Source organism: Bacillus sp. FSL R5-0286 (assembly GCF_038593245.1).
GTDB lineage: Bacteria > Bacillota > Bacilli > Bacillales > Bacillaceae > Bacillus > Bacillus altitudinis.
In genome coordinates this window covers 2888374-2909570 of record NZ_CP151977.1, presented here as the reverse complement: position 1 = coordinate 2909570, position 21197 = coordinate 2888374, and the positions used below count along the sequence as shown (strand labels likewise).

The following is a 21197-nucleotide window of genomic DNA, read 5'->3' as shown; positions in this document are numbered from 1 at the left end:
CATTCGAATTTCAATCGTCACAGGCGGATCAAAAGGATTTGGTTTAGCACTTGTCAAACAGCTACTTTCACGCGGGGATAACGTGTATACCGCTGCAAGAAGTGAGTCGCCACTATCCCATCCACACCTCATGCATTCACAGGTCGATCTCACTGATGAGGAATCGGCTGCAAAGTGGCTTCAGGGCATCTTGTCCTCGCAAACTCTCGCAGACGCTGATGACGTCTTGCTTGTCAATAATGCAGGAATGGTCACTCCTATCAAACGTGCAGGGCAAGGCGAAGAGGATACGCTTCATCAGCATTATACGCTGAACCTTGTCATCCCTGTTTTGCTCAGTCATGTGTTTGTGAGGGAGACACAATCTCTTGAAGGGAAGAAAACCATCGTGCATCTTTCTTCTGGAGCAGCTAAAAATCCGTACAAAGGATGGAGTGCCTATTGCAGTTCAAAAGCAGGGCTTGATATGTTTATGAGGACTTTAAATGAGGAACAGCAGGACGAAGCATATCCTGTCACCACGTTTTCCTTTTCACCCGGTACGATTGATACGGATATGCAGGGAGAGATTCGGAAATCCTCCAAACAGGACTTTGAACAAATTGAGCGGTTTCAGCAATTACATGAAACAGGTACGCTAAAGAGCCCAGATGAAGTGGCCGGTATTTTACTCGACCTTCTAGCAGATGACCCAGCTGGCGGTTGTGTATACGATGCCCGTGAGTATGGAAAAAAGCAGTCATAACGGCTGCTTTTTTCGTATTGTACAAGCAAAGACAGCTTATTGAGCATAAGCTAATCTTGAGACTCATCGGAAATATGACAGAACATTTGAGTTTCTTTTCAGAATATGTTAGGATGCTAAAAATATAGATAAGGAGGGGTTTCCATGAGAAAGGTTACATTAATGGATGTTTACACCCATCCAGTCGCTCAAAAATATTTAAATCGTTCAGGAAAAGCCCACGCCATTGCTTGTGCTTATCACGCATTCAAACTGGCGATGCAGGCGGGGATTAACCCGGATCTTGCTGTGAAAGCAGCACTCTTGCATGACATCGGCCACTATGAATGGTATACAGCAGGCGGAGAATGGGATTACGAGACATATAGACGGAATGATATTCATGCCATTAAAGGGGCAGAGCGGGCACATAAACTGCTCATACGGCTCGGCGAGGAACCAAAAGCAGCCAAAGAGATTGCCCTTGCGATTTTGCTTCACACAGATTCATATTTGCCAGAGGGCGACCTGGATAAGGACACACTCCAGCAAATTGTGAAGAAAGCAGATGAAATGGACGAAGAGCCTGGTGGACACCATCATTACAGACAAATAGATGAATCACTTGCGCTCAAAAAAATTGCTGATTTGGATGAGAAGGTGCAGCAGGCGCTTCAGCCCATGAAACGCTCAGTTTAATATGGAATATCTCCATGAATCGTTCCGTGCTGATCCACATACAATGTGCGAATCACAGTACGGTTAAATGCCGATGTCCCTGACGCAGTGAGACCTGTGTAATGAACCGTGACGGAATAAGCACCTTCTTTTTTCAATTGAACGGCTGATGAAGAGCTCGTTTTCAGTGGATGATCCTTCTCGGCATCTTTAAAATAAATGGTCTCTACAGTTTTGCTTAATCGTTTAATCAGCTTGCTTGAATGTGTCGATGCATCTCCTGATTTCGCTGCAGCGATTTTGATTTCTTCATTCAATGGTGAATCAAAGGATACAAGTAGCAAATAAGGATCCTTTTTTCCTGAATTTGATCGAATCGTCCATTTTCCTGGAACGGGTTTATTGATTTGCACATGGTGTGAATAGGCGCCTTCATATGGGAATGATGCTTCGGATGTCGTCAAATTGGTTAAGACATCTCCATTTGGCGCAACGATTTCCGGATTGGCTTCCTGTCTTTCATTTAACCACTGAATCGATAGGCCATTCGTTCCTTCCTCTACATAGAACGCTTCTGTTTTATCCTTTTCACTTTCTCCACCTTTCACATAAACGTTTGTATTTAGCTCCGAAGAGACTGGTTCTTGCTCTTGTTCGTCATCGCTTTCAGCGCTTGCGGTATTTGCACGCAGCTGTGCCTGAAATACGGGGAACATGCTTGTGCCGTTTTTGATCGAAAAGTGATCCCACTTTCCTGTTAAAATATTGTTTGCATATGCTAGCTTTGTGCTGCTGACCGTCACAGCGCCATCGTTTGCACCAAAGCTTTTTAAATACATGCCGCCTAAATAAAGCACTCCGCCAAAGGTTCCCCATTCTGAACCAGAATAGGTCACATATTTATGAGGAAACGTCTCCAACCGGTCGGTTTCACTTCGAAAAGCTGCCATCATCCCGGTTTGCAGAGAATATAGCGCATCGCTCTTTTGTCCAAGGATTTGCGCAAGCCAGCTTCCGCCTTTGCTATAGGCTAAATCCGCAAGCGGCGTCCCATAATGTGGAGAGCCAAGTGTGATGACTTTCTCTACATATGGATGAGCGTTGTAATACACGAGTGCAGCCTGCGTATCCACTCCGCCTTTACTATGACCGATTATGATCAGTTTTCTGCCGAAAAATTCATAGATTTCTTTTAACTTTTCTGCTAATAGTTTCCCATTCTTTTTCATGTCCTGATCTGGATATAAATCTATGAACGCGCTTTCGTATCCGTTCAGAACAGCTTGTTTTGCCATATCGTTTCGATCAGACCATGTGGAGGAAGAACTGTTTATGCCATGTACAAAAACAAGTGGGGGTTTTGACAGGTCTTTTTGTACCGGTTCTTCTCCTTTAAACCACTTCCCTGGTGTACCAGGTGCATCTCCAATTGTGCCTGCGTGCGCATAACTTGCAGAGGATAGTAAGAGCATGACAGCAACGATACAGATTAATTTTTTCAAGATCATTCACCTCTTCAAATAATTTAAGATGTTGGCAGCACCAATCTATTATACTTCTAAAAATTGTAAAAAAATACAGAATGTAAAAATACGGTAATAATGTTGTGGGTTTGCTGAGTGACACTCACATGGGTCATTGCATACGCTGTGGGTAAATACACAAGTAAAGGGGCAGGTAGCATGGCACAACAAGGAAGTCCACAGCTTGTTTCATTAGTTGATCCATATGTTTATCAAACATTGCAGAAAGTAGTCGGTATGAGATTGATTGTTCAAACAGTGAAAGATACAGTACGTGGAAAGTTGAAGGAAGTGATGCCGGATCATATTGTGATTGAGGCGGGGGCAAAATCAGTGTTTTATGTGCGGATCCAGCAAATCGTGTCGGTGATGCCTGATCACAGTGAAAGAGTGTAACAAGCAGACGCACAGGTGTCTGCTTTTTTCAATGCTTACAGAATGTATATCTGGAAAAAGTGCATGATATACCAATTGTTCTTTTTTTTTCAAAAAATATGGTTCTAAAACAAGAAGCAGTTGACAGAAGGTGGGTTGAATAGTAGTTTTTTAATAAGGTCAATACGTAACAGGAGGAGCATCTTTGTTAAAATCTAAAGTTCATTTTTGGACATTCCAAATATTACTGGTTTTACTGATTGTGTACGTATCAACAAAAGTTTCGTTTTTATTTCAGCCGATCATTTTATTTGCTTCAACGTTGTTTGTTCCTATTTTACTGGCTGGTATTCTCTTTTTCATCTTTAATCCGATTGTTCGATTTTTGTCGAAGAAGATACCTAGGACGCTCGCCATTCTGATTATTTATCTTCTATTCATCGGGCTTATCACGTTTGTTGTCAATGCTGCTGGACCTGTCATTGTCACGCAGGTGGGTGGACTTGTCAAAAGCTTCCCGGGGTATGTCACGGACATGCAGAAATTTATCAACGACTTCTCGCATTCTAAAACATTTACGTGGATGATGAACCAAGATTATGTGTCTGTTTCGAAGTTTGAACAGTCGATCGTTTCGACATTAAAAGATTTACCGGAAAATATTGCTTCAAGTATGTCGGCGGTGTTTGGCGTGATTGCGAATATTGCCCTTGCTGTCATTACCGTTCCATTCATTTTATTTTACATGCTAAAAGACGGGCATAAGTTTCCGGACAAGCTCGTTCAATTTTTGCCAATGCCTTACCGTAAGGAAGGATTGAAGATTTTTAAAGAATTAAACGATACGCTTGCTGCTTACATACAAGGGCAAATCGTTGTTTGTTTATTTGTCGGAGTTGCTTGTTTTATCGGATACTTATTAATTGGTGTGAAATATGCGCTCATTCTCGGCATCATTATTGCGGTGACAAACGTCATTCCATATCTTGGGCCATATCTTGGTGCGGCACCAGCTGTGCTCATTGCTTTTCTTGATTCGCCTGGAAAAGCGGTTGTGACTGTTATTGTCATTCTTGTTGTTCAGCAGATCGATGGAAACGTCATTTCTCCATTGATCATTGGAAAACGTCTCAACACACATCCGTTAACAATTATCTTGCTATTAATTGGGGCAGGGAGTTTTGGCGGAATCCTTGGCATGATTTTTGCCGTCCCTGTCTATGCGCTGCTGAAAGCCATCACACTCAATATTGTCAGATTGGTTCAGCTGCGTCAGCGCTCTCGAAAAGAACAGCATTTAAACGTTTAGGGCAGATGCACAACTTTTCCCTTTTTGCATAACATAACTCACATAAGCGAATAGGGAGGAGAAGGAAGATGCCTGCGATTGTTGGACCCATCCATATTGAGTCTTTAGGCGGAAACGGCTCGGCTACTTTTGGTGACGTTCTCGCCATTGCCCCTTTGGCTGTAGATCACTCGACCGGTGGAGCGGGAGCTTTTAATTCAGGTGATTATATGTCCCTGACAAGCGATCCGAATGCCACCATGCTTTGGGACTTTACACTGTTTGGCCAGCCTCAATCATTTAATGCATAAAAGACAGCTGATCATAGGACATATCAGCTGTCTTTTTTATGTTGGATAGACACGTATTGTTCCGCTAGGCATATGATGAGGGTAGTAAAGGTGGTGGAAAGATGCCAGCAATTGTTGGACCCATTCATATTGACCGTGTCATAGGAAACGGTTCTGCACATTTCGGCGATGTGTTTGCCATTTCGCCAAAAAGTGTGGATCATTCCGCTGGTGGTTCAGGCACCTATAATGCAGGAGACTTTGTTCAATTCTTCAACAATCCGAACGTCACATTTGTTTGGGATTCAAACCTGATCAGCCAGCAAAAGAGCTTTAACGCATAGCCAGCTTTGAAAGGGTCTCCTTTTCAGAAGCTGTCTTTTTTTATGGTACAATGGATAGAAGAAGGAAGAAGAAAAAGGGGGGTAAAACACATCAAATGAAAATAAGAAAAGCGCATCTGACAAGCGGGCAACCAACAACCTACAATGTATATTTACATGAAAATAAAAAAGAATATAAAACGCTTGTCGCTGTACCTGATATGGAATGGAGTATTTCTATCGCGTATGAAGACGAAAAAACGCAGCTTGAGCAAGCACTAGAACAATCTTTAAACAAAAGAGTAGAAATAGACGAAGCCCGTGAACTTGCACAAAAAATTGTGCACTGGGTCACAGAAATGTAAATTCAGAAACCAGGAGTGAACACAGCAATGAAAGAAGAATCCGTAGACTTTTATTTGCAGCAAGGGATATTTGGACATGCTGAAACAAAACCAGATGAACGAAGAATGTTTCTCGGCTCATTAAGAGAACGTGCTCTTCTCGCTCTGACAAAAGGGCAAGTATCGAGACATAAATCGTATCAAGAGGTAGAGCAAGTATTGAAGGCAAACCGAGAGGCCACTGTTCTTTTAAATGGTGAATTGTCATATGCTTCTTATTCTCCATATGTCAAAATGGCAAATGCCGCTGGTTGTTCTTTTAAAGTGGTCAACCATCACGAGTCACATTCACCTTTTGGGCTTGTGATAGAGGTGCCGCATGCGATCAATCAAGAGCATATCTATATAGAAGATGAGCTTTTTCAAAAAGCTTTTTCTCGTGAATCTGTTGAATAGGTTTCCCTAGTGAAATGAATAAGCTATAATGATTCAAAAGAGCATATGGGAGAGATGCGGATGGGCAAAGCATTGATTTGTATTGATTATACAGTTGATTTTGTGGCAGACGATGGAAAACTGACGTGCGGAAAGCCTGGACAGGCGATTGAGTCGAAGATCACAGAGATCACTTCTTCATTTATTGATGAAGGACACTTTGTTGTTTTTGCCGTCGATCATCATGAAGAGCAAGATCCATATCATCCAGAGACAAAGTTATTTCCGCCCCATAATATTCGCGGGACAGAAGGAATTGAACTTTACGGAAAACTAAGTTCACTATTTCACACGTCAACACATTTAAATCATGTCTATTATATGGAAAAAACAAGATACTCTGCTTTTGCAGGCACTCAATTAGAAATGAAACTGCGCGAGCGTGGCATCACTGAACTTCACCTAGCCGGCGTGTGTACCGATATTTGTGTACTTCATACAGCTGTTGATGCGTACAATAAAGGCTTTGAACTTGTGATTCATGAGAATGCCGTAGCGAGTTTTAATGAAGCGGGGCACGAGTGGGCACTTTCTCACTTTGAGCATACGCTTGGTGCGAAAGTGGTTAAGTAAGGGAAGGAGAATGGAAGTTGGAGCATCGGTTTATTGACGACAGTTTATCACTACATACAGATCTTTATCAAATTAACATGGCAGAAACGTATTGGAGAGACGGCATTCATGAGAAGAAGGCAGTCTTCGAACTCTTCTTTAGAAAGCTTCCATTTGACAACGGCTTCGCTGTATTTGCTGGTTTAGAGAAAGCGATTGAATATTTATCGGACTTCTCCTTCACCGAGAGCGACCTTGCATATTTAAAAGATGAACTCGGTTATAAAAGCGATTTCATTGAATACTTAAGCGGATTGTCTTTTACAGGGACACTTCATTCAATGCGAGAAGGAGAAATTGTCTTTGCGAATGAACCTATTATGCGCATCGAGGCAACACTTGTTGAAGCGCAGCTAATTGAAACGGCACTGCTCAACATCGTGAACTTCCAGACGCTAATTGCAACAAAGGCGGCTCGTATTAAAGGAATCATTGAAGATGAGACAGCATTAGAATTCGGAACAAGACGTGCGCATGAAATGGATGCAGCCATGTGGGGAGCAAGAGCAGCACTGATCGGCGGATTTCAGGCAACAAGTAATGTCCGTGCAGGTAAACGCTTCAATATTCCCGTATCAGGCACACATGCCCATGCACTTGTACAAGCATATCGCGACGAATATACTGCATTTAGAAAATATGCCGAAACACATACAGACTGTGTCTTTTTAGTGGATACATATGATACGGTCAGATCAGGCATTCCAAATGCGATTAAGGTAGCGAAAGAATTCGGTGATAAAATCAACTTTATTGGGGTCAGACTTGATAGCGGAGACCTTGCCTACTTGTCTAAAAAGGCGAGAACGATGCTGGATGAAGCTGGATTCCATGACGCCAAAGTCATTGCATCAAGCGATCTTGATGAACACACCATTATGAACTTAAAAGCACAAGGTGCAAAAATTGATGTATGGGGTGTTGGAACGAAACTGATTACCGCATTCGATCAGCCAGCTCTTGGTGCTGTATATAAGCTTGTATCGATTGAAGAAAACGGTCAGATGAATGACACGATCAAAATTTCTTCTAACCCAGAGAAAGTGACAACACCAGGCCGTAAACGAGTGTATCGCATTATCAATCAATTGAATCATCACTCTGAGGGAGACTACATTGCCCTTGAAGAAGAAGATGTTCAAAGTGAAGATAAGCTGAAAATGTTCCATCCAGTTCATACATTTATCAGCAAATTTGTGACAAATTTTGTGGCAAAGGACCTTCATGTCCCAATTTTTGAACAAGGGAAGCTGGTGTATGATAATCCAGATATCCAAACGATTCAAGCATATGTGCAGGACAGTCTCGGACTCTTCTGGGAGGAATACAAACGAATCAGCAAACCAGAAGAATACCCAGTCGATTTGAGTCAAAAATGCTGGGATAATAAGATGCAGTTTATCCATGATGTGAAAAATAAAATCAAAAAAGAGCTTTATGAAAGCTGATTACCCCGGGAAAGGAGATCATCAAGCCAGATGGTCTCTTTTTTTTCATGTTGGACGATTCAAAATGAACCTTATGGGCAATCATTTGGTATACTGAAAGCACATCTTGTTTGTCATTGCATAAAGGAGGAATGGAGCAGTTGAGGGTGTTTGTTGCAAGGCAGCCTATTTTTAACAGAAAAGAACAAGTCGTATCATACGAGCTGCTTTATAGAGATAGTGAAACCAATACATATAGCGCTGAAGATGGTGATCAAGCGACAACGGACCTCATTATCAATAGTTTTTTAAACATTGGCATCGAAACACTGACAGAAGGAAAACGATGCTACATCAATTTCACCGAAAGCTTGCTTTCGTCTGATCTGCTCACTTATTTTGATCCACATCAGCTTGTGATCGAAATATTAGAAAATGTACCGATTACCCCGGCACTTATTATGAGATGTAAGCAATTAAAAAAGTGGGGATACACGATTGCGCTCGATGATTTCTTTCTGAGCGGAACACATTTTCATGACAAGTTACTCGATGAACTCCTCTATTGCATTGATATTTTAAAAATTGATTTTCTGAAAACAACATGTGAAGAACGAAGAGACATTTTACATACATATAAAAAGTATCGACTTCGATTCCTTGCTGAAAAGGTAGAAACGCGAAAAGAATATGAAGAAGCGTTAGAAGCTGGCTTCCATTTGTTTCAAGGATATTTCTTTAGTGAGCCGCACGTCATTTCGGGACGAGCCTTATCGACTAGCTTCCACGCATACCATCAGCTATTGAATGAGCTGAGCAAGGAGCAGCCGAATATTCAGACCGTGACGCACTTTATAGAAAGTGATCTTTCCCTTTCATATCAATTATTAAAAATGCTGAATTCTGGCGGCATGAGACGTCTTTATCAAATCAAGAGCATTCGTCAGGCGATTATTCTGCTTGGGTTTAATGAAATACGGCGATGGATCTTTATCCTTTCATTTAAAGAACTGAATGTCCAAGCCAACTCAAGCCAAAAGGAAATCATCAAAATGTCGTTCATTCGTGCCAAAACGTGTGAACTCATTGCTAGTCGGACTGAACGAGAGCATCCCGCTTCTTATATGCTAACAGGTATGTTTTCACTCATTGATACGCTTGTCAGGGCGGACATTACTGAACTTGTGAAAGAACTGCCTCTTTCGGATGAAGTAGGTGAGGCACTGCTTGGCTATGAAAATGACTATTTCCTTGTGTTAGACGTTGCCAAACGTATTGAACGAAATGAATGGGATGATGAGATGTTAGGTGGAAGTCTCCCTAAGCAGGAAGCCTACGGCTGTTATATAGAAGCCATTGAATGGTGTCATAAAATGTTTGAATCTTAAGAAAAGCCGCTCACACTAGAGCGGCTTCTTTCTTTGTTATCCCCACTGTAAAAGTAGAAAAAGCCTGCTGGAAGAGAGGGATAAGTAGATGCGGATGCCTTCTGGACTAAAGCGGATATCGATATTGCTTTTCACCCCAATCTGCTTCAGCATTCGAATCACACTTGCGGTGTCAGCACGTTCAGCAGCTTCCATGATTCGCTGTCCAAACGAAAGCGAACCGGAAATCTGCTGTGTAATGAGGGATGCATCAGCCACGAGACGGATTGATTCCTTTGCAGCCTTTTGAAACGCATGAGCATCTACTGGAGGAAAAGTCATGGGTGTTCGCGGGTATGCGTTCCCTATTGCGGGAACCTGCAAAGGCGGATAAGGAACATAGTAAAACACATGGTCACCTCTTCTCTCATTGAAGTGAATTTGGACGGATATCTGTTCTAAATGTATGAAGAAAATCCGAATAAAGAATCAAAATGATCTTTCTATCTTTGCATATTCATCATAAAAATAGGTACTTTTGCGGTCAATTTCGGTGAATGTCGCCAAAAAATTGCGGTGTCTACAGTAGAGCCTGTCGTCTGACCTATAACATGAAAAACCGAGGAAACAGAGGGGATCGTACGTTCTGTCTCGTGAGAATTGTGACGAATGATGCCTGTTCATGTCGCAAAAATGACGTATTTCCTTTGAAATTGAGATAAAAGTATCATTTGAAAAGTCTGAAAATGATGAAAAAAGACCTATTGAATTTTGCGGTATCACGCACACATTTTGTGCATACTTTTCGGTGAAAAAATACTCAATAGCATTTACACTGTTAGTAACAGATCAAATACTTATGACCCAATCAACATACACAAATACATTGATCTTCCAAAAAAGGAGAGTGGAATCGATGGAAAAGTATGAAATCGAAGAACTTAAACAACTATTATGGAAACTTGAAAACGAAATTAGAGAAACAACGGCTTCTCTTCATAACATTAACAAAAGCATTGATCAATACGACAAATATGAATATGTGAAAATTTCTTAAAGACTTGATAACCATCAAGTCTTTTTTTTATCCAAATACATACAAAAAAAGGATATATTATTATATAATTGTTAAATAGTGATGTCAGTGGACATTTGCTTATTTCTTTTTAGTAAAATAAGAGGCGAGAGGGTGAGGATCAAGATCGAGTATGCTAAACTATCTAGAGAATACAAAAATCAAGCAGAAAATGTCTGATTTTATTCAACATGCAGTCAGGCAAAATGATTTACAAAAGCTGCTTCTCGAATTTACAGATATAAAGAATGAATTTCCTTTTGGGCAATTGGCTTACCAACATTATGAGGCATTTGGCGGACAAGACAAGCAAGCGATTACAAAACTGGCAGCAGGGATTGAACTTCTCATCTTATCTGCCGATATATTAGATGATATTGAAGATCAGGATAATGATTCGTATCCTTGGATGAAATGTCAGAGCGGAATTGCGATTAATGCGGCGAATGTTCTCTTTGCATTGAGTTTTGATGTGTTTTCAAAGCTTGATCATGGAGCGAAGCTTTTAAACAATGTATATTCTTATTCCATTCAGTCAATGCAAGGGCAGCATATAGATATGACACTGGAGCCAGAGAATGAGCAGGATTGTTTAAATATCATGAAGTTAAAAGCAGGGTCACTGTTTGTATTACCTTGTGTGTTAGGTGTTGTTTTGGCAACAGGTTCTTTTGAAAAGAAGGTAGAAGAATATGCTTATTACCTAGGAATGGCGGAACAGCTTGAAAATGACTATCTAGGTCTTTTTAATAAAGATAATATTGACTTTAAAAGAATGCAAACATTACCGCTAGTTTACTTGAAAAATGAGTTTAATCCATCTAGTTCAGACTTGCTCAGTTATTTTCAATCAAAGGATAAGAGTGCCGGCTCTGAAGAATTAAAGGATAAATTAAAAAAATCTGGTGCTCAACAATATGTATTTATTATGAGAAACCTTCTCAGAAATAAGTTTAAAGAAGCATTCAAGAAACTACATTTAGAGGCTTCAAAAAAGAAAAAACTGATACTTTTTTTAAATGGAGATGGAGAAGATGAAAATTCAGGAATTGGTTAGTTATTTAGTGGAGAATCCTTCAACATTAAATCAAATCGCTAATGGGAACGCATCATTGCTTCACGTTGATCAAGAAACTGCAAGTATTATTGTTGACGGATTCCAGAAAGAAGACGTTATTAAAGCAATCATATGGGCAACTGCTTGAGTAGATAAATATTATGAGAAAGTTTTACTCTAAGTTAACAGTTATATTAGTTATCCTTAGCTTCATCTATGTGATTTACATCTCTTATATCAACGTATTTAATATTTTTGTTGGAGCAGCTGTTAAGGAAAATAGTCACGGTCAACTTGAGGTAGTGGATGTCGATAATTTTACAGATAGCTATCTAGCTGGAGTTAGGAAAGGCGATATCATACTTGAAGTGAATGGGAATAAAAAACCAGTTGAAGAAGTTAAAAGAGGTTTTTTAGCTAATGTTAAAAGTTTAGTCGTTGATAGACATGGTGATAAAATTGATTTAGAGAATGTAAGGTTATTGAGTCAAGCGAATCTGTTTATTTATCTAATACCAGTCATTCTTTATTCCATCTGTCTATTTTGTATATTTATGATTTTAAAAATGAATAAAGCAAACCAAAAAGAGTCAGCTTATATTTTAGCTTTATTTCTTTTGGCGGTGTCTATAGGTTATGTAAGTTCTGGTGGTTCTGGAAAAGGAGAGGCTATCAGTCGTATTCTTGTAATCGTTACAATGAATATTGTACCGCCACTATATATGCACTTTATGTATCAATATTTAAAAGAATTAGGAACAGAGATTATTCGTCGTCGAGTTCTTTTTTATTTGTATCTAGTTCCAGTTACTAACGTTTTATTAGTTTTATTCTATAAAAATAAAGCAGGACCAGTAGATCTATTAGCATATGTCAATTTACTTTCATTTTTTGTTCTGGCTTTCCTTTCGATTATTATCACTATAAGGGCTGCTAAAAAATTGAAAGACAATGAAGTCAGCAATGTACTTCGAGCATTTGCACTCATTTTAATCTCAGCATTCAGTCCATTCATGCTATTTTTTATCATTCCTTATTTTTTTGGTATATATTTTATTTCACCTTATGTTGTTGCATCGTTTGTTCTGTTAATTCCTTTTTTCTTAGTATACCAATTTATGTCAAATAAACTGTATAATGTTGATTTCTTTATGGGGAGGATTAAATACTACGGTTTTTTAGCGATTACACCAACAATACTAGTGGTTGTTATTTTTGATTTTATTCAAAAGCCAAATGCAAATTTCTATACAGTGAAATTTACGATTATCACGTACATTCTTATGCTCACCGTCTTCTACTTCAAAGAAATCATCGATTTCCGTTTTCGCCTGAAGCGTTTTTCGGAAAAGCATAATTACCAGGACAGCGTTTTTAAATTTACACAGCTTATTCGTGAGGCGTCATCACTTCATCAAGTGTTGTATCATTTAAAATACACCATCTTAGAAGTACTTGTTGTGAACAAAGCCTTTGTGCTTGAAGTGAAGGCAGATGGACAAATTGTTGAAATTGATGAATCAATAGAAGAAAGCCAGCTATGGAAAGAGTATGTGGATCAATTTCAAGATATTTTAGGTGAAGTTGGTAAAATCATCGGGTTGGATAAAGGATTCATGATGAAAATTGGTGAGCGGGGCGGTCACTCGTTTGTGATTTGCTGTTTATCTAATTTACGGACACCTAAGCTAACCCGCGATGAAATTTCATGGCTGAAAACATTGGCATTTTACACAAGTGTCAGTTTAGAAAATGTCGTCAAGATCGAAGAACTGATGGAGCATCTTGAGGATTTGAAACAGCGGGAAGCCAATCCCGCCTGGCTGAAGAAAGTCATGTTCGCCATGGAAGAGAAGCAGCGCTCAGATTTAGCGAGGGATCTTCATGATTCTGTGCTGCAGGATTTGATTTCACTGAAGAGACAGTCCGAGATGTTCTTAACCAATTTCCAAAACAACCAATGCCCAACATCTATTGAAAATTCATTGATCTCATGGAATGAACAAATGTCTAAGGTGATTCAAACCACGAGAGAAACATGTCATGAACTTCGGCCGCAGCTCCTCTATGATTTGGGGTTAGTGAAGGCAATTTCGAAGCTGACTTCGCAAATTCAAGAGGAAGCGCCATTTCATATTAGGCTGAATACAACCCGCTTTGATAAAGAACTGGACATTGATATTGACTCACAGCTGAATATTTACCGGATTGTGCAGGAGCTGTTATCCAATGCGTTGAAGCATTCTAAGGCCAGCCAAGTCTTAGTGATGCTCATTTGTATTAAAGATCAAGTTGTTCTCCATTATGAGGACGATGGAGTCGGATTTGATGCAAGCCAGCTTGATCAGCACACGATGAGCATGGGTCTTTCTGGCATAAGGGAACGAGTCAAAGCTCTAAATGGAAAGCTTCAAATTCACACAGCACCTGAAAAAGGGCTCAAGGTGAAAATTGAAATGGAATTGTAACGATTTCTTAAGGAATAAGACTTGGCATCTGCCAAGTCTTTTATATAAAATGGAAGTGAGTGATTTAAAGGGAGGAAGACATGAAGAAGATATTGGTCATTGATGATCATCCGGCTGTCATGGAAGGGACAAAAAGCATATTAGAATCAGATCAGCAGCTATCAGTCGATTGTTTAAGTCCTGATGCAGAAGGCGCCTTTTTAAAGACGCATGACTTTTCCATCTATGATGTGATCTTGATGGATTTAAATCTCGGGGATATCAATGGAATGGACATTGCCAAACAAATTCTAGAAACGAATCAACAAGTGAAAATTATCATTTATACAGGATATGAAGTAGATGATTATTTCGAAGAGGCCATTCGAGCTGGATTGCATGGTGCAATAAGTAAAACAGAGACAAAAGACAAAATCATTGAATACATACACCGCACATTGCAAGGAGAAGTTGTCATTCAGCTATCCTATTTAAAGAAATTAATTTCACAGCAGCAAGAGAAGCCAGAACAGGCGCAGCAGACGGATCATGAGCTGTTAACAGAGCGTGAATGTTTAATCTTAAGAGAAGTGGAAAAAGGGTACACAAACCAAGAGATCGCCGATGTGCTTCATTTGAGCAAACGCTCGATTGAATACAGTTTGACCTCCATCTTTAATAAGCTGAATGTTGGATCTCGAACAGAAGCGGTGTTAATTGCAAAATCGGAAAGTGTGCTGTAAACGTGTGAAGGGAGAGGGCCTTGATGGATGTGAGTGGTTCAAATACACTGCTTGAGGCACTGGGGATTGAGATTGTGGAATGCAATACGTCACGATGCGTGGCGACAATGCCAGTCGATCACCGAACAAAACAGCCATTTGGATTACTGCACGGAGGAGCATCAGCTGCTCTAGCAGAAACAGTGGCAAGCATGGGTGCCGCTGCTCATTTGGATTTAACGAAGCAGGTTTGTTCAGGTATTGAAATCAATGCCAATCATTTAAAATCTGTACGTGATGGAGTGGTGACAGCTACAGCTGTTCCTGTACATGTTGGACGGCGTACAATGGTATTCCAAATCGATATAAAAGATGATCGAGACCGTCATATCTGTACGTCAAGATGTACACTCGCTGTCATTGATCGCATATAAAAAAGCTCCCGGTGCAGCGGAAGCTTTTTTTAATACCCTTTTATGAACATGCAGGTAAAGTGAATAGGACCTGAATATCAGGTTCTTCATTTATAAATAAGAGTCTTCTTTTCGTTTAATGACGAAGTTACGGAAACCGCCATAATCATCTTGGACACTTCGTTTGTCCATTTTCACACCAGTGTTATAAGCGGCTCTTCCGATCAAATGAGCGCCGACTGGTGCGGTCAGAAAGATAAAGACAATCCCAAGCAGGATTTTCGCAGAGATGATCCCTGCAAGAAACCATTCATGAAAGAATACACCAACTAAAATGAGAACAACACCAAGTGTCGATGCTTTTGATGCAGCATGCATACGTGTGTAAACATCCGGCAGGCGAAGGACACCAATGGCTGAAATCAAACAGAGGATGGCGCCAAGCAGAATAAAGAAAATCACGATCGCTTTAGCGATGACGATCATTTTCAATCACTTCCCCTTTCTCAAGGAATTTGGAAAAAGCGACAGTGCCGATAAAGGCAAGAATACCGAGCAGTAAAATAATTTCAAAGAACGTAGTGGTTTTCAGTAAGATAGACACGATGGCTGTCATCCCAATTAAATTGATTCCTATCGCATCAAGCGCACTAACGCGATCAGGGATAGAAGGTCCTTTGATGACCCGTATGACAAAAAGCAAAGTAGACAGCGCAAGAATTCCAAGTGACATTTGCAAGATCAGTTCCATTACTTACCGCTCACCTCCTGAATCGCTTTTTCAAATGATACCCGAATATCGTGGATGGCTTTTTCAGCATCTTCAATATCCATCGCATGAATATATAAAATCGAACGATCATCCGAAATATCGATGACCAGTGTACCAGGTGTTAATGTAATCATATTGGCCAGTATGGTGATTTCCCAATCTGTTTTTAAATCTGTACGAAAGGCGAAAATACCAGGCTTGATTTTCAGCTTTGGAGATAACACCGTCTTGAGTACACTCAAATTGGCAAGAAGCAGCTCTCTGATAAAAATGATGACGAGCTTGAAAATCGCATAAAGGGCATAACCGTAAAAACGTTGCGGGAAGAATCGCCGTAGCATAAAAATGGCGATCATCCCTAGTGCAAAGCCTGATACAAAGTCTGCAGCTCTGTATGTATCATTCATAAACATCCATGTAAAGGCGAGGAGAGCGTTTAATAATATTTGAAAGGCCATGTTCATCTACTCCTTCAGCACAGCTTGAATATATTTTTCTGGTGTTGAAAGCATTTCCGCAGCTTGATTGATATAAGGTGCAATGAATTCTGTGCCTAATCCAATCGCAAGCGATAAGATAACAAGCAGTACCCCAGGATACACCATTCCTCTAATGGATGGCTTTCTTCTTCGCATATCCTGATCCTCTCCCCAAAACGCGAGCATGAAAATCCTCATAACAGAATAAAGGACAAGAAGACTGGACAGTAAAATAAGGATAGAGAACGTCATGTACCCAGCAGAAAACCCACCTTCAACAATTTTCAGCTTGCCAACAAATCCACTAAGCGGAGGAATACCCGCAAGTGATAAAGCCGATATGAAGAACATCCAGCCGAGTAGAGGCTGGGATTGAATCAGCCCACCCATTTTTTTCAGATGATTGGTTCCAGCATACACAAACAGTGCCCCTGCGAGCATAAATAGAGCTCCTTTGATCACCATATCGTGAATGAGGTAATAAATGGCGCCTTGAAGTGATGCCGGTGTATTGGCCGCAATCCCAAACAAAATGACACCAACAGCTGTGACAATGTTATAAATCACAATTTTTTGCACATCAGAATAGGCGATAGAGCCAATGACACCGAATATAACCGTTAGAGCGGCTAGCCAAGCCATAATTGTATGTGTAAAACCTGTATCATGTATAAAGATGAGCGTAAAGACTCTGGCAATCGCATATAGCCCGACCTTTGTCAGCAGTGCGCCAAACAAAGCTGAAATCGCTGCCGGCGGTGCATGATAAGAACCTGGCAGCCAGAAATAAAGCGGGAAGACCCCAGCTTTTAAGCCAAATACAATCAGGAACAGAATGGCAATCACGGTGATTAACCCTGTTTGCCCAGATTCAGCTATTTTCACACTTAAATCAGCCATGTTCAGTGTGCCTGTGACTGCATATAAACACGCTACGCCAACAATAAATAATGCCGATGAGATAATATTAAACACAATGTATTTCAGTGATTCACGAAGCTGAGGCTTTGAACCACCCAGAACAATGAGCATATAAGATGCCATCAGCAACAATTCAAAGAAGACAAACAGGTTGAAAATATCTCCCGTTAAAAAGGCACCACTGACGCCAGCTAACAAGAATTGGACACCAGAATAATAGAACAGCCGCTCTCTTTCTTTCCCAATCGTTTGAAAGGAAAAAAGAACCGTGACAAGTCCAACAATGGAAGCGGTCAAAACAAGAAGTGCAGCAAACTGATCGGCCACAAGGGCAATGCCAAACGGTGCTTTCCAGCCGCCTAGGTAAAGGGTTTGTATGCCGTTTGTGAAAATCGTTTGGACCAAATAGACATTACAGATAATGGCTAAAAGAGATGCAAACACACTAAAGCCTCTCGACAGCATGGTGTTTTTATTCATAAAAATCAATAATGTAGCAGCTAGTAATGGTATTAATATAGGCAGGATCACGAGATTATTCATGCTGATCATTTCCTCTCATTTGATCCATGTCATCTGTTCTCAGCTCTTGGAAGGCACGGAAGGCCATCACGAGCAAAAAGGATGTTACACCAAAAGCAATGACAATGGCTGTTAAAATTAATGCTTGTGGCAATGGATCTACATAGGATGTGAGCCCCTCTTTCAAAATAGGAGGTGCTCCCTTTTTTAAGCCGCCCATTGTTAATAGAAGCAAATGGACGCCGTGACTTAAAACGGCAGTACCGACGATGACCCGCAGAAGGCTTTTTGAAAGCATTAAATAGGTCGCTGCCATAAAAATGATTCCGACGATAATAGACATTAGAAATTCCATTATTCCTTCTCTCCAATCGTTTGAATAATGGTCATGGTGACACCAACAACAACTAAATACACACCGATATCAAACAGGACCGCTGTCGCCAGTTCTGTTTTCCCTAGAAACGGCAGTTGGAAATAATCAAATGCATGGGATAGGAAAGGTGCTCCGAACAGAAAAGATCCCATACCTGTTAGGATGGCAACGAGCAAACCGACACCAGCCACATAAATAAAGTCAAATGGTAAAATGCGTCTCACTGTTTTAAGGTCATAGGCTAAAAGCAGAAGGACGACAGCACCAGCACTCATCAAACCGCCAATGAATCCTCCGCCAGGATTGTTATGTCCTGCAAGAAATAGGTGAAGTGAGAAAAGCAAGATGATGAATGCTGTAATTTTAGTAGTGACTTGTAAGAGCATATCATTCGTATCAATCTTTCTCATCGCCGTACGCCTCTCTTCCGTTTTCCTTGTGCTTTTACCTTCAATAATCCATAAATACCAAGTGCCGCAATGGCCAGCACTGTAATCTCAAAGAGTGTATCAAAGCCTCTGAAATCGACAAGAATGACATTGACAATATTGTCTCCGCCAGCCAGTTTGTAGCTGTTTTCAATGAAGTACGTTGAAATCGTGTCAAGAGACTGCTGGCTTGTTGAAGCGAAAGCAAGACAGGTGACAACGACTCCAACACCTAATGAGATGATCAAATTTGTTAATTTAAATCTTCGTGTTTTTTGCTTCAGACTCAGCTTTGGCAAATGATAGAAGCAAAGTAAAAACAGCGCGACAGAAATGGTTTCAATAATGAGCTGTGTCAGCGCAAGGTCAGGTGCTCTGAAAATCACGAAGAACAATGACAGCGTGTAGCCCATAACACCTAGCGCAATAATAGCTGTTAAGCGTGAACGAGCAAATACAGTCGTGACTGTCGCTGCGACCATCACAAGTGAAAGGATGGCTTCGTACGTGCCGATTGATGCAGCGTGCTCAGTTTGAAATGAGAAGGCTTGCTTGTAGAACATCACGCTGCCCAGCACGATAATCATAAAACCAAATACATAGACAAGATAGTCACGAAGGAATCCTGTCATATAGCTGTTTGTTAGGCGGTATGACCCTTTTTCTACACCTATAAGTGAACGATCATACAAAGCGTTAAATGACCATTTTTCCTTAAATATGTTGTACATTGGGCGCCATTTTGACAGCGTTAAATAGCCAATGGTACCGAGCGCAACTACACCAATTGTCATGTAAAGCTCTGGCTGGAATCCATGCCACGCTTCAATTTTTACGGCAAAGCGGCTTCCTGTTTGAATGGCTTCAGGAATGATCGCTTGCATGGCAGGTTCAATGACTGAATAGGCGAGAATATTAGGGAAAAAGAAGAATGTGACCACAAGTGCAGCTAAAATAATTGGCGGGATCAGCATACCAATCGGTGCTTCATGCGGTTTTTTCTCCAATTGATCGACATTCAGACGGCCTCTAAATGTTTTGAAGACGATCATCATACTGTAGATGAACGTAAACACACTAGCGAGCCAAGCGATAGCAGGGAAGATAGCCCCCCATGTTGACACATCCGTAAAGCTGATGTCAGAAATCCGGATCATACTTGTGAAAAATAGCTCTTTACTTAAAAATCCATTAAAAGGCGGGAGTCCAGCCATCGAGAATGTACCAATTAACGTAATCGTAAAGGTAATTGGCATGATGGTCATTAATCCACCTAATTTGCGAATATCACGTGTACCTGTTTCGTGATCGATAATCCCTGCAGCCATAAAGAGACTTCCTTTAAAGGTCGCGTGGTTAATGAGATGAAAAATAGCAGCAAGAACGGCTGCGCCAAAAAAGGCAGGGTTGTTTTCATGAATGGCAGCTGCGCCTACTCCTAGCATGAGCATAATCATACCGAGTTGACTTACTGTCGAGAAGGCCAGAATGGCTTTCAAATCATTTTGCCGAACGGCGTGAAAAGATCCCCAGAATAATGTGATAAGTCCGACAATCGAAATGGTCCAAAACCAAACTTCTGATATAGCAAAAATCGGACTAAAGCGGGCAACCAGATAAATACCGGCTTTGACCATAGTTGCAGAATGCAGATAACTGCTTACAGGGGTTGGTGCTTCCATGGCATCAGGCAGCCAAATATAAAATGGGAACTGCGCTGATTTCGTGAAGGCCCCTAGTAAAATGAGAACCATCGCAGGGATGAAATAAGGTGATGCCATGATGAGCTGAAGCTGATTGACTGCTTCGCGAATACTGAATGAATCAGTGATCAGGTAAATGAGGATGAAGCCGCCAAGCATAGCTAATCCGCCAAACACAGTAATAAGCAGTGATTTGGTTGCTCCGTAACGAGAACGCTCACGCTTATACCAATACCCAATTAAGAGGAAGGAAGAGATACTTGTTAGCTCCCAGAACAAATAAAGTACGACCATGTTATCAGAGAGGACAACACCGAGCATAGCGGTCATAAACATTAATAAATACGTATAGAAAGAGCCAAGCTGTTCTTTTTCCTTTGATAAGTAGAAAATACTGTACAGTACCACAAGTGCACCAATACCTGTGATGAGTAAAGCAAATAACAGGCTGAGACCATCTACATACACAGTGAAATTCATCCCTAGAGAGGGAATCCATTCAGCTTGTGAGAACAACGTTCGTCCATTCGAGGTGATCTGGAGCATTTGGATGAAATAGGTAAATAAAAGAATAGGCAAGATGAGAACAAACCATCCTGTATGTATACGCCTTACGTATTTAAAGAGAAAAGGGACGACAAAGGCAAGTAAAAAAGGTGATAGGATGGCGAAGTGAATAAGCTGCAAGAAAATGAACCTCCTTTGATCAATATAAATTCACGTTCTAAAGAACTGGTAATTAAAATTATAGCGTAAATACAGACATAGTGCATTGGTTTGAACTGATTTACGACAAATTGAATTTGTTTTGAGTTCTTTTGACCACAAAAAATATT

26 protein-coding genes are annotated in these 21197 nt (G+C 40.6%); 17 read left to right on the top strand and 9 right to left on the bottom strand.

Annotated features, from left to right (window positions below; all coding sequences use genetic code 11):
* Position 1: 1 nt before the first annotated feature.
* The gene (locus tag NST24_RS15095) at positions 2–745 is read left to right on the top strand and encodes a (S)-benzoin forming benzil reductase (RefSeq protein ID WP_342462636.1); all 744 of its coding nucleotides are present in this window, start codon (positions 2–4) and stop codon (positions 743–745) included.
* A gap of 144 nt (positions 746–889) precedes the next feature.
* Positions 890–1423 (top strand): HD domain-containing protein, encoded by a 534-nt coding sequence (locus tag NST24_RS15090; protein WP_024719736.1) that lies wholly within the window; start codon positions 890–892, stop codon positions 1421–1423.
* Here NST24_RS15090 and NST24_RS15085 read toward each other — a convergent pair.
* The gene (locus tag NST24_RS15085; protein WP_326849326.1) at positions 1420–2904 is read right to left on the bottom strand and encodes an alpha/beta hydrolase; all 1485 of its coding nucleotides are present in this window, start codon (positions 2902–2904) and stop codon (positions 1420–1422) included. The genes NST24_RS15090 and NST24_RS15085 overlap by 4 nt on opposite strands.
* Before the next feature lie 180 nt (positions 2905–3084).
* Between NST24_RS15085 and NST24_RS15080 the strand changes: the two genes are divergently transcribed.
* From NST24_RS15080 to NST24_RS15040, 9 genes are all read left to right on the top strand, one after another.
* Complete coding sequence (locus tag NST24_RS15080; RefSeq protein WP_003213721.1) at positions 3085–3321, top strand: YuzF family protein; 237 nt, start codon at positions 3085–3087, stop codon at positions 3319–3321.
* Positions 3322–3505: 184 nt separating this feature from the next.
* Positions 3506–4609, top strand: a complete 1104-nt coding sequence (locus NST24_RS15075; RefSeq protein ID WP_008345881.1) for an AI-2E family transporter — start codon at positions 3506–3508, stop codon at positions 4607–4609.
* A 68-nt stretch (positions 4610–4677) separates the two neighbouring features.
* Entirely contained in the window at positions 4678–4899 is a 222-nt protein-coding gene (locus NST24_RS15070; RefSeq protein WP_008345880.1) for a spore germination protein, read from the top strand.
* Between the two features lie 101 nt (positions 4900–5000).
* Positions 5001–5222 carry a spore germination protein gene (locus tag NST24_RS15065; RefSeq protein ID WP_008345878.1) on the top strand — a complete coding sequence of 74 codons (222 nt, stop codon included), beginning with the start codon at positions 5001–5003 and terminating at the stop codon, positions 5220–5222.
* A gap of 95 nt (positions 5223–5317) precedes the next feature.
* Positions 5318–5566: a YueH family protein gene (locus NST24_RS15060; RefSeq protein WP_008345876.1), complete on the top strand. Its 249-nt coding sequence runs from the start codon at positions 5318–5320 to the stop codon at positions 5564–5566.
* A gap of 27 nt (positions 5567–5593) precedes the next feature.
* A complete protein-coding gene (locus NST24_RS15055; protein WP_007500468.1) occupies positions 5594–6001 on the top strand; it encodes a YueI family protein in 408 nt (135 codons plus the stop codon).
* Positions 6002–6061: 60 nt separating this feature from the next.
* Positions 6062–6613 (top strand): isochorismatase family cysteine hydrolase, encoded by a 552-nt coding sequence (locus NST24_RS15050; RefSeq protein ID WP_008345872.1) that lies wholly within the window; start codon positions 6062–6064, stop codon positions 6611–6613.
* Between the two features lie 17 nt (positions 6614–6630).
* Complete coding sequence (locus NST24_RS15045) at positions 6631–8100, top strand: nicotinate phosphoribosyltransferase (RefSeq protein WP_007500472.1); 1470 nt, start codon at positions 6631–6633, stop codon at positions 8098–8100.
* Positions 8101–8240: 140 nt separating this feature from the next.
* On the top strand, positions 8241–9467 hold the full coding sequence (locus NST24_RS15040; protein WP_035701209.1) for an HDOD domain-containing protein: 1227 nt from the start codon (positions 8241–8243) through the stop codon (positions 9465–9467).
* Positions 9468–9503: 36 nt separating this feature from the next.
* Here NST24_RS15040 and NST24_RS15035 read toward each other — a convergent pair whose 3' ends face one another.
* Positions 9504–9857, bottom strand: coding sequence for an inner spore coat protein (locus tag NST24_RS15035; protein WP_251185038.1), 354 nt, complete (start codon positions 9855–9857; stop codon positions 9504–9506).
* Between the two features lie 505 nt (positions 9858–10362).
* On the opposite strand from NST24_RS15035, the gene degQ reads away from it, so the two are divergent.
* From degQ to NST24_RS15005, 6 genes are all read left to right on the top strand, one after another.
* Positions 10363–10503 carry a degradation enzyme regulation protein DegQ gene (degQ, locus tag NST24_RS15030; RefSeq protein WP_003213123.1) on the top strand — a complete coding sequence of 47 codons (141 nt, stop codon included), beginning with the start codon at positions 10363–10365 and terminating at the stop codon, positions 10501–10503.
* A 151-nt stretch (positions 10504–10654) separates the two neighbouring features.
* On the top strand, positions 10655–11578 hold the full coding sequence (locus NST24_RS15025) for a polyprenyl synthetase family protein (protein WP_008345863.1): 924 nt from the start codon (positions 10655–10657) through the stop codon (positions 11576–11578).
* Positions 11556–11726 (top strand): competence pheromone ComX, encoded by a 171-nt coding sequence (comX, locus tag NST24_RS15020; protein ID WP_017358941.1) that lies wholly within the window; start codon positions 11556–11558, stop codon positions 11724–11726. The genes NST24_RS15025 and comX overlap by 23 nt, the downstream gene beginning before the upstream one ends.
* A 13-nt stretch (positions 11727–11739) precedes the next feature.
* Positions 11740–14046 (top strand): ATP-binding protein, encoded by a 2307-nt coding sequence (locus NST24_RS15015; protein WP_073412603.1) that lies wholly within the window; start codon positions 11740–11742, stop codon positions 14044–14046.
* A gap of 80 nt (positions 14047–14126) precedes the next feature.
* The gene (locus tag NST24_RS15010; RefSeq protein WP_007500477.1) at positions 14127–14768 is read left to right on the top strand and encodes a response regulator transcription factor; all 642 of its coding nucleotides are present in this window, start codon (positions 14127–14129) and stop codon (positions 14766–14768) included.
* A 23-nt stretch (positions 14769–14791) separates the two neighbouring features.
* Positions 14792–15181 carry a hotdog fold thioesterase gene (locus NST24_RS15005; protein ID WP_017358943.1) on the top strand — a complete coding sequence of 130 codons (390 nt, stop codon included), beginning with the start codon at positions 14792–14794 and terminating at the stop codon, positions 15179–15181.
* A gap of 90 nt (positions 15182–15271) precedes the next feature.
* Here the strand turns inward: NST24_RS15005 and mnhG are convergent, their stop codons facing one another.
* From mnhG to NST24_RS14970, 7 genes are read right to left on the bottom strand one after another with little or no spacing between them, the layout of a single operon-like run.
* Positions 15272–15646, bottom strand: coding sequence for a monovalent cation/H(+) antiporter subunit G (mnhG, locus tag NST24_RS15000; RefSeq protein WP_003213369.1), 375 nt, complete (start codon positions 15644–15646; stop codon positions 15272–15274).
* Entirely contained in the window at positions 15630–15911 is a 282-nt protein-coding gene (locus tag NST24_RS14995; RefSeq protein WP_008345849.1) for a Na(+)/H(+) antiporter subunit F1, read from the bottom strand. Before NST24_RS14995 ends, mnhG begins: the two co-directional genes overlap by 17 nt.
* Positions 15911–16390, bottom strand: a complete 480-nt coding sequence (locus tag NST24_RS14990) for a Na+/H+ antiporter subunit E (RefSeq protein ID WP_008345848.1) — start codon at positions 16388–16390, stop codon at positions 15911–15913. The genes NST24_RS14995 and NST24_RS14990 overlap by 1 nt, the downstream gene beginning before the upstream one ends.
* A 6-nt stretch (positions 16391–16396) precedes the next feature.
* On the bottom strand, positions 16397–17875 hold the full coding sequence (locus NST24_RS14985; protein WP_342461934.1) for a Na+/H+ antiporter subunit D: 1479 nt from the start codon (positions 17873–17875) through the stop codon (positions 16397–16399).
* On the bottom strand, positions 17868–18209 hold the full coding sequence (locus NST24_RS14980) for a Na(+)/H(+) antiporter subunit C (protein ID WP_003213576.1): 342 nt from the start codon (positions 18207–18209) through the stop codon (positions 17868–17870). The genes NST24_RS14985 and NST24_RS14980 overlap by 8 nt, the downstream gene beginning before the upstream one ends.
* Entirely contained in the window at positions 18209–18640 is a 432-nt protein-coding gene (locus NST24_RS14975) for a Na(+)/H(+) antiporter subunit B (protein WP_008345843.1), read from the bottom strand. Before NST24_RS14975 ends, NST24_RS14980 begins: the two co-directional genes overlap by 1 nt.
* On the bottom strand, positions 18637–21048 hold the full coding sequence (locus tag NST24_RS14970; protein ID WP_342461933.1) for a Na+/H+ antiporter subunit A: 2412 nt from the start codon (positions 21046–21048) through the stop codon (positions 18637–18639). Before NST24_RS14970 ends, NST24_RS14975 begins: the two co-directional genes overlap by 4 nt.
* Positions 21049–21197 lie beyond the last annotated feature (149 nt).

What these genes read in the sequence shown, in the direction of transcription:
- NST24_RS15090 (WP_024719736.1), top strand. Translation starts at nt 890, where the DNA reads ATGAGAAAGGTTACATTAATGGATGTTTACACCCATCCAGTCGCTCAA.
- NST24_RS15080 (WP_003213721.1), top strand. Translation starts at nt 3,085, where the DNA reads ATGGCACAACAAGGAAGTCCACAGCTTGTTTCATTAGTTGATCCATAT.
- NST24_RS15070 (WP_008345880.1), top strand. Translation starts at nt 4,678, where the DNA reads ATGCCTGCGATTGTTGGACCCATCCATATTGAGTCTTTAGGCGGAAAC.
- NST24_RS15065 (WP_008345878.1), top strand. Translation starts at nt 5,001, where the DNA reads ATGCCAGCAATTGTTGGACCCATTCATATTGACCGTGTCATAGGAAAC.
- NST24_RS15060 (WP_008345876.1), top strand. Translation starts at nt 5,318, where the DNA reads ATGAAAATAAGAAAAGCGCATCTGACAAGCGGGCAACCAACAACCTAC.
- NST24_RS15055 (WP_007500468.1), top strand. Translation starts at nt 5,594, where the DNA reads ATGAAAGAAGAATCCGTAGACTTTTATTTGCAGCAAGGGATATTTGGA.
- NST24_RS15050 (WP_008345872.1), top strand. Translation starts at nt 6,062, where the DNA reads ATGGGCAAAGCATTGATTTGTATTGATTATACAGTTGATTTTGTGGCA.
- degQ (WP_003213123.1), top strand. Translation starts at nt 10,363, where the DNA reads ATGGAAAAGTATGAAATCGAAGAACTTAAACAACTATTATGGAAACTT.
- NST24_RS15025 (WP_008345863.1), top strand. Translation starts at nt 10,655, where the DNA reads ATGCTAAACTATCTAGAGAATACAAAAATCAAGCAGAAAATGTCTGAT.
- comX (WP_017358941.1), top strand. Translation starts at nt 11,556, where the DNA reads ATGAAAATTCAGGAATTGGTTAGTTATTTAGTGGAGAATCCTTCAACA.
- NST24_RS15015 (WP_073412603.1), top strand. Translation starts at nt 11,740, where the DNA reads ATGAGAAAGTTTTACTCTAAGTTAACAGTTATATTAGTTATCCTTAGC.
- NST24_RS15010 (WP_007500477.1), top strand. Translation starts at nt 14,127, where the DNA reads ATGAAGAAGATATTGGTCATTGATGATCATCCGGCTGTCATGGAAGGG.
- NST24_RS15005 (WP_017358943.1), top strand. Translation starts at nt 14,792, where the DNA reads ATGGATGTGAGTGGTTCAAATACACTGCTTGAGGCACTGGGGATTGAG.
- mnhG (WP_003213369.1), bottom strand. Translation starts at nt 15,646, where the DNA reads ATGATCGTCATCGCTAAAGCGATCGTGATTTTCTTTATTCTGCTTGGC.
- NST24_RS14995 (WP_008345849.1), bottom strand. Translation starts at nt 15,911, where the DNA reads ATGGAACTGATCTTGCAAATGTCACTTGGAATTCTTGCGCTGTCTACT.
- NST24_RS14990 (WP_008345848.1), bottom strand. Translation starts at nt 16,390, where the DNA reads ATGGCCTTTCAAATATTATTAAACGCTCTCCTCGCCTTTACATGGATG.
- NST24_RS14985 (WP_342461934.1), bottom strand. Translation starts at nt 17,875, where the DNA reads ATGAATAATCTCGTGATCCTGCCTATATTAATACCATTACTAGCTGCT.
- NST24_RS14980 (WP_003213576.1), bottom strand. Translation starts at nt 18,209, where the DNA reads ATGGAATTTCTAATGTCTATTATCGTCGGAATCATTTTTATGGCAGCG.
- NST24_RS14975 (WP_008345843.1), bottom strand. Translation starts at nt 18,640, where the DNA reads ATGAGAAAGATTGATACGAATGATATGCTCTTACAAGTCACTACTAAA.